This is a genomic window from Nonomuraea fuscirosea (assembly GCF_003001935.1).
GTDB classification, from domain to species: domain Bacteria; phylum Actinomycetota; class Actinomycetes; order Streptosporangiales; family Streptosporangiaceae; genus Nonomuraea; species Nonomuraea fuscirosea.
The window spans coordinates 475,335-489,951 of the sequence record NZ_PVNG01000004.1 but is presented as its reverse complement, the minus strand read 5'-3'; the positions used below and the strand labels follow the sequence as shown (position 1 = coordinate 489,951).

14 protein-coding genes are annotated in these 14,617 nt (G+C 71.2%); 7 read left to right on the top strand and 7 right to left on the bottom strand.

The window, feature by feature from the left end; genetic code table 11:
* Positions 1 to 157 precede the first annotated feature (157 nt).
* Positions 158 to 760, bottom strand: a complete 603-nt coding sequence (locus tag B0I32_RS12400) for a TetR/AcrR family transcriptional regulator (RefSeq protein WP_106237976.1) — start codon at positions 758 to 760, stop codon at positions 158 to 160.
* A 152-nt stretch (positions 761 to 912) separates the two neighbouring features.
* On the opposite strand from B0I32_RS12400, the gene B0I32_RS56415 reads away from it, so the two are divergent.
* Positions 913 to 1,710: a nuclear transport factor 2 family protein gene (locus B0I32_RS56415; protein WP_146178133.1), complete on the top strand. Its 798-nt coding sequence runs from the start codon at positions 913 to 915 to the stop codon at positions 1,708 to 1,710.
* 25 nt (positions 1,711 to 1,735) lie between these two features.
* Here the strand turns inward: B0I32_RS56415 and B0I32_RS12390 are convergent, their stop codons facing one another.
* Positions 1,736 to 2,140: a VOC family protein gene (locus B0I32_RS12390; protein WP_106237972.1), complete on the bottom strand. Its 405-nt coding sequence runs from the start codon at positions 2,138 to 2,140 to the stop codon at positions 1,736 to 1,738.
* 133 nt (positions 2,141 to 2,273) lie between these two features.
* Between B0I32_RS12390 and B0I32_RS12385 the strand changes: the two genes are divergently transcribed.
* Positions 2,274 to 2,681, top strand: a complete 408-nt coding sequence (locus B0I32_RS12385; RefSeq protein WP_106237969.1) for a hypothetical protein — start codon at positions 2,274 to 2,276, stop codon at positions 2,679 to 2,681.
* 4 nt (positions 2,682 to 2,685) lie between these two features.
* Here the strand turns inward: B0I32_RS12385 and B0I32_RS12380 are convergent, their stop codons facing one another.
* The 3 genes from B0I32_RS12380 to B0I32_RS12365 all read right to left on the bottom strand — a co-directional run bounded on the left by B0I32_RS12380 (position 2,686) and on the right by B0I32_RS12365 (position 7,301).
* Positions 2,686 to 3,204 (bottom strand): pyridoxamine 5'-phosphate oxidase family protein, encoded by a 519-nt coding sequence (locus B0I32_RS12380; protein ID WP_106237968.1) that lies wholly within the window; start codon positions 3,202 to 3,204, stop codon positions 2,686 to 2,688.
* Positions 3,205 to 3,332: 128 nt separating this feature from the next.
* Positions 3,333 to 5,579, bottom strand: coding sequence for a transglycosylase domain-containing protein (locus tag B0I32_RS12375; RefSeq protein WP_181307299.1), 2,247 nt, complete (start codon positions 5,577 to 5,579; stop codon positions 3,333 to 3,335).
* 762 nt (positions 5,580 to 6,341) lie between these two features.
* On the bottom strand, positions 6,342 to 7,301 hold the full coding sequence (locus B0I32_RS12365) for a glycoside hydrolase family 16 protein (protein WP_106237962.1): 960 nt from the start codon (positions 7,299 to 7,301) through the stop codon (positions 6,342 to 6,344).
* 246 nt (positions 7,302 to 7,547) lie between these two features.
* Here B0I32_RS12365 and B0I32_RS12360 point away from each other — a divergent pair, with 246 nt between their 5' ends.
* The gene (locus tag B0I32_RS12360) at positions 7,548 to 7,967 is read left to right on the top strand and encodes a RidA family protein (protein ID WP_106237960.1); all 420 of its coding nucleotides are present in this window, start codon (positions 7,548 to 7,550) and stop codon (positions 7,965 to 7,967) included.
* A 52-nt stretch (positions 7,968 to 8,019) separates the two neighbouring features.
* On the opposite strand, the gene B0I32_RS12355 is transcribed toward B0I32_RS12360, so the two are convergent.
* On the bottom strand, positions 8,020 to 9,165 hold the full coding sequence (locus tag B0I32_RS12355; RefSeq protein WP_106238298.1) for an aromatic ring-hydroxylating oxygenase subunit alpha: 1,146 nt from the start codon (positions 9,163 to 9,165) through the stop codon (positions 8,020 to 8,022).
* A 202-nt stretch (positions 9,166 to 9,367) separates the two neighbouring features.
* On the opposite strand from B0I32_RS12355, the gene B0I32_RS12350 reads away from it, so the two are divergent.
* The 4 genes from B0I32_RS12350 to B0I32_RS59790 all read left to right on the top strand — a co-directional run bounded on the left by B0I32_RS12350 (position 9,368) and on the right by B0I32_RS59790 (position 13,965).
* Positions 9,368 to 10,444 carry a hypothetical protein gene (locus tag B0I32_RS12350; RefSeq protein ID WP_106237957.1) on the top strand — a complete coding sequence of 359 codons (1,077 nt, stop codon included), beginning with the start codon at positions 9,368 to 9,370 and terminating at the stop codon, positions 10,442 to 10,444.
* Between the two features lie 219 nt (positions 10,445 to 10,663).
* A complete protein-coding gene (locus B0I32_RS12345; protein ID WP_106237955.1) occupies positions 10,664 to 11,716 on the top strand; it encodes an aldo/keto reductase in 1,053 nt (350 codons plus the stop codon).
* A 53-nt stretch (positions 11,717 to 11,769) separates the two neighbouring features.
* Positions 11,770 to 12,804, top strand: a complete 1,035-nt coding sequence (locus B0I32_RS12340; RefSeq protein WP_106237953.1) for an SDR family NAD(P)-dependent oxidoreductase — start codon at positions 11,770 to 11,772, stop codon at positions 12,802 to 12,804.
* Positions 12,805 to 12,990: 186 nt separating this feature from the next.
* Positions 12,991 to 13,965, top strand: coding sequence for a hypothetical protein (locus tag B0I32_RS59790; RefSeq protein WP_245955773.1), 975 nt, complete (start codon positions 12,991 to 12,993; stop codon positions 13,963 to 13,965).
* On the opposite strand, the gene B0I32_RS12330 is transcribed toward B0I32_RS59790, so the two are convergent.
* A complete protein-coding gene (locus B0I32_RS12330) occupies positions 13,951 to 14,532 on the bottom strand; it encodes a TetR family transcriptional regulator (protein WP_106237948.1) in 582 nt (193 codons plus the stop codon). The genes B0I32_RS59790 and B0I32_RS12330 overlap by 15 nt on opposite strands.
* Positions 14,533 to 14,617 lie beyond the last annotated feature (85 nt).

The following is a 14,617-nucleotide window of genomic DNA, read 5'->3' as shown; positions in this document are numbered from 1 at the left end:
ACGCGATGCCGGCCGGGTCCGCCCATGCCCGGCACACGGCGTCAGTCCGCCCTCTCCGCGTCCGGCGCACGACGTCCATCCGAGCCCGGCCACGCCCGGCAGGAGACGTCAGTGCCTAAGCAGCCGTGCCTGGTGCGCGACGTCAGGCTGAGCCCGGTCATGCCTGGGGGACGGTGTCGGCCGGGGTCGGGTTCAGGGAGCGGAAGAGGGTGGTGACGAGCGGGGCGAGGTCTTCGGAGTGGGCTTCGGCGAGGGCCGGGGTGCCGATGACGTGGCGCATCAGCCACACCCCCGCCTGCACGGCGAGCATCAGCTCCGCCCGCACCTCTGCCCCCGGGCCGGACAACTCCTCGGTGAGGTGGCGGCCGGCGTGGCGGCCGATCGCCTCGCGCATGATCTCCGCCGCGCGCGGGTTGGCGGCCGACCGGAGCATGAGCAGGAACGGGCCCAGCTCCTCGGCGTCCGGCGCCGTCCGTGACACCAGCGTGCGCGCGGTGCTCGCGGCCAGTTCCCGGCCCGTGCCGGTGATGACGGTACGCGGCGCGAAGGAGACGTCGACCGCTTCGGCGAACAGTTGCTCCTTCGACCCGAAGTAGCGGTTGATGAGCATCGCGGTCACCCCCGCGTTCCCGGCGATGTCGCGGACCCCCACCCCGTCGTAACCGTGCCGGGTGAAGGCGGCGACCGCCGCGTCGAGGATGGCCTGCCGGGTGGCGGCGGCGTCGCGTCTGCGCCGGTCGGGTGCGGGTCGGTCGCTCATTCTACAAGTGTATAGTTCGCTTGAGTACACGCTCGTATACACCGGCGCCCGGCCTGCGTCACATCACAGTGCCGTGGTGCCGTGCTGGGGACGACAGGTGAAGTAGCCGTCCCGGGGCGGCACGGTGCCCGCGGAACGTAGGCCCAGGACGCGTGGTGCAGGAATCGTCCGGAGTTCGGCAGGAACGGCTCCGGTGTCAGCCCGGCGGTGGTGACGAAGCGCCGCTCGCCGAGCACCGGCGCGCCGGCGTCGCCGAGGTCCAGCGTGCGCACGGCGGTGCCGCGATCGGCGACGTCGCAGGACGGGTCCGGCGCGTCCAGGGCCGCGCAGTCCAGTCCGCTGTAGAACAGCAGCAGGTTCCCCTGCTGGTCGACGCTGGTCACGCTGGGCCGGCCCACACCGTAGCCGGCGGCGTTGTAGTCGTGTTCGTCGACGTCGATGACGGCGTCCGCGACGATCGCTCACTCTACCGATCTAGAAGAGGCCCGTTCGGGCGCTTTCCGGCACGAATTCATGGCTTGCCCGGCGGCGGTGCGGCGCTCATCGTGGAGGCATCGATCCTTAGCGGCAGGGGGATGAGCGGCATGTCCGACGACGAGGTACGCCACCTTTTCCAGACCGTCGACACGTTCGACCCGGACGCGTTCGCGAAGCTGCTGGCCGAGGACGTCACGATGGTGTTCGGCAACGCCGAGCCGATGGTGGGCCGCGAGGCCGTCGCCGACGGGTTGCGCGCGTTCTACGCCACCATCGGGGGCCTGCGGCACCGGATCGTCAGGCACTGGCGGGTCGGCGCGGACAGCATCGCCGAGACCGAGGTCACCTACCGCCGGCTGGACGGCAAGGACGTCAGCGCCGCCGCCGTGACGATCTGGCGCACCCGCGACGACGGCCTGATCTCGGACTACCGCATCTTCATCGACCTGGCACCTTTGTACGCGACAACCTGAGGGCCTTGGCCGGCGGCTTCGGACGTCAGGCGAAGTCCGCCGCCGTCATGCCGGGGGGATGGCCGGGCGGCCACTGGACCAGCTCGATCCGGTAGCCGTCGGGGTCGGTCAGCCACGACGTCCAGAACCCCGGGCCCAGCTCCGCCGGCGGCTCGGCCGTGACGCCCTTGTCCGCGAGGCCGGCGATCGTGGCGTGGAGGTCGTCCACCTGGATGACGAGGTGGTTGACGGCGCCGGTGTCCTTGACCGGCCTCGCGGGATCGTGCACGAGTTCGAGGCTCACGTACGGGTCGCCGGGCAGCTTGAGCATGGTCAGGCTGCCGAACCCCGTCTCCGGGACCCGGCCGAGCTCGGCGTAGCCGACGGCGGTGTAGAAGGCGAGCGAGCGGTCCAGGTCGGTGACCCGCAGCCCGAGGTGCAGCATGCGCATGCCCGGCAGACTAGGGGCCGACCGGCTGGAATGGGGCGGCGAATCGCGATAAGTCCGGCCGATGCCCGGCTGCCGCCCTGTCCTGCCCTGTCGCCTCCGCCGAGAATCGGGATTCCACCAGGAGGAGGCTGACATGGCATTCACAAGATCGACGGGACGCCGGCCGGTCGTCGTGCTGGGCGCGGCCGCCGTGCTCGGCACGGTCGTCACGCTGCTGACCGGCGGAAGCGCCGCCGCCGGCGCGAGCACCAGCACGAGCACGACCGCCGGCGCGAGCACGAGCACGAGCGTTGCGGTCGCGCTGGCGGTCGCCTGCAGCGACGGCTCCATCCCCCGCGACTACTACTTCGACTCGTCGTACAACAACCCCAACGCGTGCCTCAAGTGCCAGGCGGCGGGCGCGGTGCTGGAGGCCACCGGCAACTGGCGGGCCTTCTGCAAGCGCCGCTACAACCCGGCCGGCACGCTCACCCGGGTGGACCTCTACCGCTTCTGCCTCGTCTGCCGGAGCCCGGAGGCGGTCCGCGCCGACCGTCCGTGACTCCTCAGGAGACGAGCTTCCCGAAGTCGGGCGCGTACACGGTCATCCAGCGGGGACGCAGCCGGAAGTAGACCACGTCCTTCTCCCAGTCGAAGGCGTCCTGGCCGTAATGATCCTGCAAGTAGGCGAGCAGGTCCGGCCAGTCCGCGGCCGGCTCGCCGTCACGGGGGTTGAGGATCTCGACCTCGCCGTGGGTGAACACGCCCAGGTCCTCGCCGAGCAGGTAGGCGGCGCTGGCGGCGGGCCTGGCGGCGAGATGGCGGGCCTTGGCCGCGTCGCGCGCGGTGCCGAAAAGCCATCTCCCGTGCAGGAAGTGCCCGTCCACGCCGCTGATCCGCGGCTCGCCCTTCGCCGTCACGGTGGACAGGGCGAGGGTCCGCATCCCGGTGAGCACCTGGGTGAGCTGCTCGGCGGTCAGAGTGCTCTCGCCGCGGATGATCGAGCGGAGATGCGGGGTGGAGCGGGCGAGAGAGGCGTCGAGGAGGGCTTGCAGCTCCTTGAGCTCTTCCGGCGTTTCGTGCATCGAGGTCCTCGTCGAGTCATGGCCGGCCCTGGTGGCCGGGCGTCGGTGTCCATTCTCGACCGAAAACCCGACACCTCCTGTCATCTTTCCGCGCGCCGTGTCCGGGCAGCCTCACCGTGCGGGCGGCCTCAGCCGCCCTGGGGGCCGGAGGTCGGTGCCGTACCGGTCCCGCCGGAGTCGCCCGTGCCGCCTGAGTCCCCGGTGTCGCCGGAATCGCCGGTGCCGCCCGAGTCGCCGGTCCCGCCGGAATCGCCCGTACTGCCGGAATCGCCGTTGTCGTTCAGCGTCGGGTCGCCGTCGTCCCCGAGCGGGTCCTCGTCGGACGTGCCCGTGTCGCCGCCGTCGTCACCGCCGTCGTCGACGGTGCCGTCACCCGGGTCGCCGGCGCCGCAGGAGGGGTCGCCGGGGCAGGCCGGATCGGTGCCGAAGTCGTCGCCGCCCGGCTCGTCCGGTTCCTTGGTCGGCTTGGGCTCCGGCTTGTTCACCAGGTTGTGCGGCTCGCCGGCGAAGGCCGGCGCGGGGAACGGCTCGACCGGCTTGCCCTCCATCGCGAGCGTCATGAAGTCGCGCCAGATCTTGGTGGGCGTGCCGGCGCCCTGGATGTTCCCGAGGGAGACCTCCTTGGGCAGCGGGTAGCCGTTGGCGTCCTTGAGGATCTTCTTCGTCTTCGGGTTGCGCTGCGGGACCTCTTTGTACATCCCGACGGCCGCGGACAGTTGCGGGGCGTAGCCGACGAACCAGGCTTCCTTGTTCTCGTTGTTGGTGCCGGTCTTGCCGGCGATCGGCCGGCCGCCGGGCAGCGCCGTGCCGGCCGCGGTGCCGTTCTTGACCACCTGCTGCATCGCGTACGTGGCGTCGGCGGCGGTGTCGGGGCTGATGACCGTGGCCGGCTTGCCGGCCTCCTGCAGGACGGTCTTGCCGGTGTACGCCTTGACCGAGATGACCACGTGGGCGTCGTGGTGGACGCCGCCGTTGGCGAAGATGCCGTACCCGGCGGCCTGCTCGACCGGGGTGACCAGGCCGGCGCCGATGGACATGCCGTAGGCGTGGTCCTTGATGGCCAGGGCCAGGTCCTTCTTGTCGATCCCGGCGCCCTCGGCGATCTTCTCGACCTCCTCCAGGCCGACCTCCTGCGCCATCGTGGCGAACGCGGTGTTCACCGACTGGGCGGTGGCCTTGTCGATCTGCACCGCCGCGCCGACGTCGTGCGAGTTGCGGATCGGCTTGGTGCCCGGCAGCGTGACCGGGCCCTTGCCCGACACGAAGCTCTTGAGGCTGTAGCCGCTCTCCAGCCAGGCGGCCAGCACGTACGGCTTGAACGCCGACGCGGCCTGCTTGTTGGCGTCGAAGGCGTTGTTGGTGAAGCTCTTGAGATAGTCACGGCCACTGTAGAAGGCGATCACGCGGCCGTTGCGCGGGTCCACGGCGGCCATGTTCGCGCGGATGTTCTTGTCGCCGATGGCGTCGAGGTTGCTCTCGACCGTCTTCTTCGCGGCCCGCATCAGCCTCTTGTCGAACGTCGTCGTCACGCGGTACCCCTCGGCGCGCAGGCGCTCGCGGGTGATCCCCCGCCGCTCCAGCTCGCGCTGGACGATGTCGACCATGTAGCCGTTGATGCCCTTGAGCGTCTCCTTCTTGTCCGGCCTGGCGAGCTTGGGGAACTTCGCCGTGGTGCGCAGCGAGCCGTACTTCGCCGGATCGACGACGCCCATGCCGTCGATGACGTACGCGAACCGCTCCTTCGTCGGCGCGAAGTTCTTCTTCGCCTCCGCCGCGTCGAACGCGTCCGGGCTCTGGATCCGGCCCGCCAGGTAGGCGGCCTGGGCGGGAGTCAGCTTCTCCACGTCCCGGTCGAAGAACGCCTGCGCGGCGGCCTGGATGCCGTCCGCGCCGCGCCCGAAGTAGATCGTGTTGAGGTAGTTGGCCAGGATCTCGTCCTTGGACATCTCCTTGCCCGCGCGGATGGCGACGAAGATCTCCTTGACCTTCCGCTGGATCGTCCGCTCCTGGCTGAGGCCGTCGTAGTAGCCGCGGGCCATCTCCTGCGTGATCGTCGAACCGCCCTGGACCTGCTGGCCGGTCACCGTGCTCCACACCGCACGGGTGATGCCCGACACCGAGATGCCAGGGTCGGTCCGGAACGTACGGTTCTCCGCGGCGATGAAGGCGTCCTGGACGTGCCGGGGGATCCGGGAGATGTCGACGATCTCGCGTTTCGTGCCCAGGCGGGCGATCTCGGTCTTGCCGTCCCGGTAGTAGATGATGCTGCCCTGCTCGATGGCCTGGTCCTGGGTCTCGTCGGGCAGCGGCGTGTTGGCGTACGCGACCATGATCATGCCGAACACGCCCGCCACCAGGACGGTGACGCCGGCCACCACGATCTTCCAGCTGGGGACGAAGCGCTTCCAGCCGCTGCGGCGCGAGCCGCGCCGCCCCGCCGGCTCGTCCCGCCCACCGGGACCTTCACCGCCGGGACCACCACCGCCGGGACCGCCACCAGGGCCGCCACCGCCAGGGCCCTGCCCACCAGGACCGCGGCCACCTGGACCACCGGAACCCTGAGCGCCCTGAGCACCGTGACCAGCCGGACCGTCGCCGCCGGACCCGCCCGGCCTCCCGCGACCGCTCCGGCGCCGCCGCGTACCCGGCGGCGCGTCGGGTGGGGCTTGCGACGGGACGCCCGATGGAGCGCCCGGCTGGGGAGCCGGCCGCTCGGCATGGGCGGAGAAGGGCTCGCCGGGCGCGCCGCCCTCGGACGGGCGCTGACGTCTCCCCGGTCGAGCCGACGCGCGGGCCCGCCCTCCGGTGTCCCGAGGGCGGCCGGTCGGCTCCTGGCCGTTGCTGCTGTAACTCACGGGTCCTTTTCGATCATCCGGCGACATGGTCCACGACGTCTTCGGCGGCGGAACGCGGCCCGGTCAGGCGCCGCCGCCCCGGGCTCACGGAATGGACCGTGTCCCCGGAACCGGCGGCGAGGTGCCGTACCGGTTCGGCGGGTCGCCTGTTCCGAGGACGAAGGAGACCAAACAGATGTCTCTAGGATAACTCTGGCAGACATTTACCACTCTGACGCGTTATTTCTCCGTATTCGCGCCCCGAGCCGCCCGTCCGCCGGACCCTCCTCGCAGGTCAGGACCTCACGAGATGCGCGTACGACCCATCCAGACATTGCGCGCATGGAAGTACGTGTCGCCCGCCGGGCCCGGCTGCGCCGGCCAGTCCTCGTCGTCGGGGCCGTCCAGGTCGGACGCCCATGAGCCCATCTGGAGGTTGATGATGAGGTACTGCGGGACGCCGGCCCAGCCCTTGCCCCGGTGCGTCGCCACCCATTCGAGCTGACCGCCCGTGGTGCCGAGGTAGTAGTCGCACATCACGTCCGGGCCGTCCTTGTACAGCCAGACGCGGTACTTGCGGAACGCCTGGTACGGGTCCGCGACGGGCACCGGCGCCCGCGTGACGAAGGCGTCGCCGTCCTGGGTCTCGCCCGGGTCGCCGCTGGAGGTCTTGTTCCAGGTGTTGAACAGGTTGGTCGAGTCGCCCACGTACTCCAGGATGTCGCTCTCCGGCGGCCAGTTCGGCTCGGTCCCCGTGGTCCAGAACGCCGGCCAGACGCCCAGCCCGGTCTGCGTCCTGAACTCGCCCTCGATGTCGTACTCGGGGAACTCGTCGTCGACGACGATCTGCTCCTTGGCGTGGATCGCGCCGGAGCGGTACCACAGCGGGGCGTGCGGCGCGTGCGCGCTCTCCCCCGCCGGCGCGGACAGCCTGGTCGCGGTGAGGGTCAGCACGCCCCCGGAGAGCGAGACCTGGCTCGCCTGCATCAGCGCGGCGCCGTTGTGGGTGTCGGGGTCGCCGTCCCAGGGGTAGAGCAGGTTCCACTCCTTGGTGAAGTTCGTCCAGCTGCTGAAGGACGACTTCTCGATGAGGTTCTCCCAGGTCTCGGCGGCGCGGCCGGCGCGGGAGGCGGCCCGGGCCCTGGCGGCGTCGCGCGCCTCCGCGGAGGCGGCCCGCGCACCGGCCGCCATTCCCAGGGTCAGGCCGCCGACGGCGGCGGCCGAGGTCAGCAGGCGGCGCCGGTTGATGCCGTGCTCGGACATGGCTTCCTTTCGTCCCGTGCCGGGGGCGGTACGGGACTTCACCCACGGGTGCCTCGCCACCGACAGCCCTCGTCCAAGTCAGTGATCATGGTCAAGCGGCATCAGTATGCCCGACCGGATCATGATCTGCGAGAGGTGATCACCGGGCGCTCGGCGGTACGGCCGCCGGCGCGAAAATGGACGGCCGAAACCCCGCCTCATCGGCTAGGTTGTGGCTGCCTTCGGACGAGACGGAATGGAGCGCATATGAGCAGTGGCGTCAGATTGATCAGGAACGACCGGCTCGCGGAGGTGGAGTACGCCTACGCCGCCGTCGCCGACGCGCCGGTGCGCTCCATCTGGGTGGCCGGGGCCTGCCCGCTCGACCTCAAGGGCGAGACCGTCGCGGTCGGCGACTACGCCGGTCAGACGCACCAGGTGATGCGCAACCTCGTGACCGCGCTGGAGGAGGCGGGCGCGGCGCTGACCGACGTCGTCAAGACCACCGTGTACGTGGCCTCCTCCCAGCAGAGCGACCTGGTCAAGGCCTGGGAGGTGTATCGGGAGTACATGGGCGAGCACGACGTGCCCAGCACCCTGCTCGGCGTGACCGTGCTCGGCTACAGCGACCAGCTCGTCGAGGTCGAGGCCGTCGCCGTGCTCGCGGCCCCGCCGGCGTCCGGCTGACCCCACCCCGGCGTCCGGCTGACCCGCCTCGGCCGTCGTGGGCCCGTGTCGGTCAGGACGGCCGCCCGAGCTCACGCCCGTAGGCGTCCAGGACGAGGCCGTGGAAGTGGTGGACGGCGTGCTCGGACAGGCCCGAGCCGCCGGGGTCGTAGACGATCTTCCCCTGGGTGAAGGCGGGGGTGCGCATCCCGCGCTGCACGCTCTCCGCCAGGGCGATGTCCTCCACCTGCAGCACCTCGTCGATGTAGCGGATGCTGTCCAGTTCGGCCGCGTCCGGCTCCGCGGTCTCCAGGTAGAAGTCCCAGGTCTCGCGGGTGCATTCCGGACCGTCGGGGATGATCTGCAGCACCATGAAGTTGCCGCGGCCCGGATAGCGCAGCAGGCAGGTGTTGGGCCACAGCCACCACACGGCGTGCTCGGTGACCGTCGCGCCCGACACGTCGTAGGCGGAGTTGGCGGCCTGTCCTGCCTGGGCCATGTGGCTGGACCAGATCCCGTGCGTGGTGACCCGGTAGGTGCTCATGTCCACCAGCGAGACGAAGTCCTTGTGCGCCACGTGGCAGTGGTAGCACTCCAGGAAGTTGTCCACGACGTTCTTCCAGTTGGAGGCGATGTCGTAGGTGAGCCGCCGGGCGAGGGTCAGCTTGGCCACGTCCGGCGCCCGCGCCGTGATCTCCGCCTCCAGCCCCGCGGCCTGCGCGCCCAGCGGGGCCGCCTCAGCGTCGAGGTTGACGTACACCATGCCGCCGAACTCGGTGACCTGGATCCGGTCCAGGCAGACGCCCGAGACGTCGAAGCCCGGCATGCCGCCGGTGTTCCTGGCCCGCCGCAACCGGCCGGTCAGGTCGAAGTTCCAGGCGTGGTACGGGCACACGATGCTGCGCCGCACCCCGGAGCCGGACAGCAGCTCGTGCGCCCGGTGCTTGCACACGTTGTAGAAGGCCCGCAGCGTGCCGGCCTCGTCGCGGACGGCCACGATCGGCAGGCCGGCCACCGTGCCCGTCACGTAGGCGCCCGCCTCCCGCAGCAGCTCCCCGTGACACAGCCACTGCCACGTGCGGGCGAAGATCGCCCGCTGGTCGACGCCGAACCAGGCCGGATCCGTGTAGGCGTCGGCGTGCAGCGACATCGACAGCGCGGGGTCGGGGTCGTAGCCGGCGTGGATGTGGTCGAAGGCGGGGCTCGCGTCCGGTGTCACCGTACCTCCCGTGCGGGCGCCGGACGCGTGCGCGGACGGCATCCGGGCGTTCCGGTCATAAGGAGACTAAACAGCCGGGCTGGGCGCGTTCAAGCCCTCGGGGAGTCATCGGCCCTGCGGTTTCAGTGACATATCCGGCCGGACCGAATACGGTGTGTCGTTGACGATCGGCCAAAGCCCGCCAGCCCCCGGGAGTCTGCTCTTGCGTACCGCAGCCGCGATCCTGTCCTTCGTCCTCGCCGTCACCCTGCCACCCGCCGTCCCGGCCGGCGCCGCCCCCGCCGCGATCCCCGCGCCGGCCGCCGCATCCGCGTCCGTCTCCGGCTCCCTGGCCGGGTTGCCGGACGGGAAGTCCACGTTCGTCGTCTCGCAAGGGCATCTGAAGGCCTCGTCGCGGCAGAACTGGCTGCGGCTGGGCAGCTACCGCTTCGCCGCGAACGGCACGGTGAGCGCCTCCCTTTACCTGTGGTGGCAGCGCAACCCGAAGGCCAGGCAGCGCACCGGCACCAGGCCCGACCCGAGCTGCACCACCAAGGCCGGCGGTGTCGCCTCCAAGCCCCGGGCCTGCGAGGTGCTGACCGCCGGCGGCTTCACCGGCGCTCCCGACGAGAGCCGTACCGGCACGTACAGCGTGGCGGGCGACGTGCTCACGATCCGGTGGAAGATCGCCCAGAAGTGGACGGAGCAGTGGAACGTGCGGCGCTCGCCGGACGGCAAGCTGGCCCGCCTCGACCTCAGGAGCAGCACGCTGGCCACACACGGGTACGGCTACGGCAGCAACGCCGCGCTCGGCACCCGGCGCGCGATGACCTCGGTCAAGGCGTTCCCCGGCTCGCTGCGGCAGGACCTGACGAGCTGGGCGAGCGGCAAGATGGTCACCTCGCGTAACCAGCCGTTCGGCCACTCCGCCTTCCGCGCCTGCGCCGCCACCACGTCGTGCCTGACGTACCTGCAGCCGTCCTCGCGCGGCGCGTGCCAGAAGTCGGGAGGCTGTCCCAAGTACGGCGGCGGGACGCGCGCCAACGTCAGCTCGATCCAGTACTACCTGACGATGATCTCCAAGACCGACCGCCGCGACACGCTCTGGCACTGGTGCACCTGCCTGGCGATGGAGCGCGGCCAGTTCTGCTACACGGGCAACTCGCACGTCAAGCCGCTCATGCAGATCATCGACGACTCGGGCGCCTTCCGCGGCTGGGTCGGCGCGGAGGCGTCCTTCTCGACCGGTTCCCGGGCCTCGGACATGCTGGCGGTGCTGCGCATCTCCGACTTCCGCTGACACCGGGCTCGCCCGAGTTCCCACGCCGCACGGCGGGCGCGACAACGCGCGCCCGCTCTTCGTCATGCCCAGGGTGTGCTCCGTCGCGTCTCTCCCTCGGACTTGCTTAAGCGGAACAGCATTCCGTATAGTTCCGGAGAGGCGTTCCGTTTCGGGTTCCAGCGTACGGCATCCATGCGGTCCGCCCGGTATTTCCCTCTCACCTCAGGAGACATCCGCATGCAGTACCGCACTCTCGGCGGAACCGGTATCCAGGTCAGCCCTTATGCGCTCGGCGCGATGATGTTCGGCGGCGCCGGCAACCCCGACCACGACGACTCGATCAAGATCATCCACCGGGCCCTGGACGCGGGGATCAACTTCGTCGACACCGCCGACATGTACTCGAACGGCGAGTCCGAGGAGATCGTCGGCAAGGCGCTCAAGGGCCGCCGCGACGAGGTCGTGCTGGCCACCAAGGCCCGCTTCCCGGTGAACTTCAACCCCCGCGGCGGCACGGCCTTCGTCCCCAACAAGTCGGGCGCCTCCCGCCGCTGGCTGATCCGCGCCCTGGAGGACTCGCTGCGCCGACTGGGCACCGACTACATCGACCTCTACCAGATCCACCAGCCCGACCCCGACACCGACATGGAGGAGACCCTGTCGGCGCTCACCGACCTGGTGCGGGCCGGAAAGGTGCGGGCTTTCGGCACCTCGTCCATGCCGGCCTCCGACATCGTGCGGGCCCACTGGACCGCCGAACGGCGCGGCCTCCTCCGGCCGCGCACCGAGCAGCCGCCGTACTCGATCCTCAACCGCGGCATCGAGCGCGAGGTCCTGCCCGCCGTGCAGGAGTTCGGCATGGGCACCCTGGTCTGGAGCCCGCTCGCCGGCGGCCTGCTCACCGGCCGCTACCGCAAGAACCGGCAGAGCACCGCGCATCGCGCCCAGTTCGGCTTCCGGCACCTGCAGGACGAGCGCCGCCTGGACGCCGTCGAGCGGCTCATCCCGCTCGCCGAGGAGGCCGGGATGCCGCTGAACCACCTGGCCATGGCCTTCGTCATCGCCCACCCCGGCGTCACGTCGGCGATCATCGGGCCGCGCACCATGGAGCACCTGGACAGCTCGCTCGCCGGGCTCGACGTCACGCTCACCGACGACGTCCTCGACCGGATCGACGAGATCGTGCCGCCCGGCACCGACATCGGCCGGCTCGACATGGCCTACGACACGCCCGCCGTCCTGCGGCCGGGCCTGCGCCGCCGGCCCGCCGCCGAGCGCGCCGCCGCCTGACAGCCGCGTTGTGACCACCACCCCATGACAGCCGCCACAGGGAGGGCTATCCCATGACTCATCGGCAACATCCCCTCGGTACGGGATTCACCGCCGCGTCGACGGCCGAGGAGGTGCTCAAGGGCATCGATCTGTCCGGCACGAACGTGGTCATCACCGGCGGGAGCGCCGGACTCGGCCTGGAGACCACCCGTGCGCTCAGCGGCGCAGGGGCGTCCGTCACCGTGGGGGCGCGCGACCCCGGCCGCGCCGCCGCCGCGCTGGCGGGGATCGAACGCGTCGAGATCGACCGGCTGGACCTGCTCGACCCGGCCTCGATCGACGCCTTCGCCGCCCGCTACGTCGAATCCGGCCGCCCGCTGCACGTCCTGATCAACAACGCCGGCGGCAGCACGGGCGGCCGGGTCGTGGACGCGCGCGGTTACGAGTCGACGTTCGCGACCAACCATCTCGGGCACTTCCAGCTGACCCTCGGCCTGCGGCCCGCGCTGCGTGCCGCGCACGGGGCCCGGGTCGTGAACGTGTCCTCCGGCGCCCATCGGCTCTGCGACATCCGCTGGGACGACCCGCACTTCACCACCGGCTTCGAGGGTCACATGGCCTACGGCCAGTCCAAGACCGCCAACGTGCTCTTCGCCGTGGAACTGGACCGGCGCTGGTCCGGCGACGGGATCCGCGGTTACGCCCTGCACCCGGGCATCGTGGTCGCCACGACCCTGGCCCACCTGTCGCCCGAGCCCGACGGGGGCGGCCGGAAGAGCGTGCCCGGCCTGTTCGACGAGGACCAGCTGCGGGCGCAGCGGCTCATCGACGACGTCGGCCGGCCGATCATCGACCCCGACCGGGAGAAGAAGACCCCGCAGCAGGGGGCCGCCACCATCGTGTTCGCGGCGGCCGGCCCGCAGCTCGCCGGGATCGGCGGGGTCTACCTGAAGAACAGCGACATCGCACCGCTGAACGACACGCCGTCGGTCACCACCCTCGTCGGCGACGAGCAGGTGGTCGTGACCGACGTCGCACCGCACGCCATAGACCCCGCGTCGGCGCGACGCCTGTGGGAGCTGAGCGAGCAACTGCTCAAGGCGTGACCGACCCGCGCACGAGCGGTCGCGCGAGGCGTGGAGCATCCGCGCCCCAGCGGTCGTGCGGGGCGTGCACATTCCGCGCACGGGGAGCTGCGCGGGGCGGGAGTGAGTGCCACTCCCCCGTGCGGGGGAACCGTCTGGCGCGTGCGGGGGATGGCGGGACCGGCCGTGGCCGCGAGACTCGCGATCATGAGAGTACGTGCCGCGATCGGCGCCCCCACGCTGCCACGCCGCGCCGCCGGGTACGCCGCGGCCGGGGCGATGTCCCTCTACCTGCTGGTCAAGGTCGTCTGGATCGCCCTGGAGGTGCGGCACGGCACGGCCGACTGGGTGCTGCTCAACGCGGTCACGGTGGTGATGGCCCTGGCCGGGATCGGGCTGGGGCTGGCGCTGGCGCAGCCGTGGGGGATGCGGTTGCCGGCCTGGCTGGTGGTTCCCGTCGTGTGGATCTCGGGTGGCTTCCTGGTGTCCATGCTCCCGTACCTGGTCGTCAGCAGCCTGCTGGCGCCGGGGACGCCCGAGCCGGCGGGCGAGCCGGGCCTGCCGGCCTGGGAGACGGTGTTCATCGGCGCCGGGTTCCTCGGCATGGCGCTGGCGCTGGTCGTCGGCCTGCCGCTCTACCTGCGCGATCGATGGCCGTGGGCCTTCGCCGACCGAGCAACCGACCGAGCAACCGACCGGGCTTCCGGCCGGGCATCCGACGGAGCAGCCGACCGGGCAGCCGTCGGGGCCGGGGCGGGCGCCCGTACCCGGTGGATCATGGTGCCGCCCGCCGCGCTCGCCGTGCTGTGGACCTACTGGGCCGCGGGCGGAACCGCCGGCCTCGACCCGTCGGCGCCGCGGACGGAGGGCGCCGACGCCAGGCTCCTCCTCGCCGACAGCGCGCTGTGCGCGGTGTGCGGCGTCTGGAGCCTGCGGGCGCTGAACGGGCGGGGCGGCGCGCGAACGCCGTCGTGGCTGCCCATGGCGCTGGGGTTCGTCGCGTCGGGGTCGTTGTTCGCGTGGGGCGCGTGGAAGCTGCTCTGGCTGCTGCCGCCCGGGGTCTACCAGCCGGCCGAGTACCGCTGGCTGGCGCTGGCCGAGCATGTCGTGGCCGTGGGGGCGGGCCTCGCCATGCTGGTCACCCTGGTACGAAGCACCCGCCCGGCGTCAGCCAGGTCGTGACCGTGCTCCGGGCACCAGCACCGCGAGGCTGGACAGCACGGTTTCGATCATCGTCGTCAGGTCGGTGTCGTCGTCGCCTGCCAGCCACCGCTGGTACGCCGTACGGAAGACCTGGACCCCCGCGCCGGCCGCGAGCTCCGCCACGTCGGGGTCGATCCCGCGCCGGCGGAGTGCGTCGCCGAGCCCGTCGGCCACCTGGTGCTGTTTCACCAGTTCGCGTTCCAGCAGGCGCGGGTTGGCCGCGATCATCGCGTTGCGCCGGTGCTGGCTCTCTCGCGATCCGAGCCGTCCCCAGTCGAAACCGGCCAGGGTCCGGGTCACCGCCCGGAGCGGCTCCGAGACGTCGGCGGCCTGGAGGAGGTCGTGCACGAGCGTCTCCTTGAGCGCGTCCGCGTCGGCGAAGAGAACCTCCTCCTTGTCCCGGAAGTATCGGAAGAAGGTCCGGGTGGTGACACGGGCGCGTTCCGCGATCTGGACCGCGCTGGTGTCCTCGAACCCCTGCTCCTGGAACAGCTCCAGGGCGGCCTGCTTCAGCCGCTCTTCGCTGCCGTGTTCCCACCGAGGCATAGGCGCCAAGATACCCGTCTTGATGACGCGACGTGACACCACATCCGCGCCGGTCACGGCATCGCGGTCGGGTCCGCCCCGGACG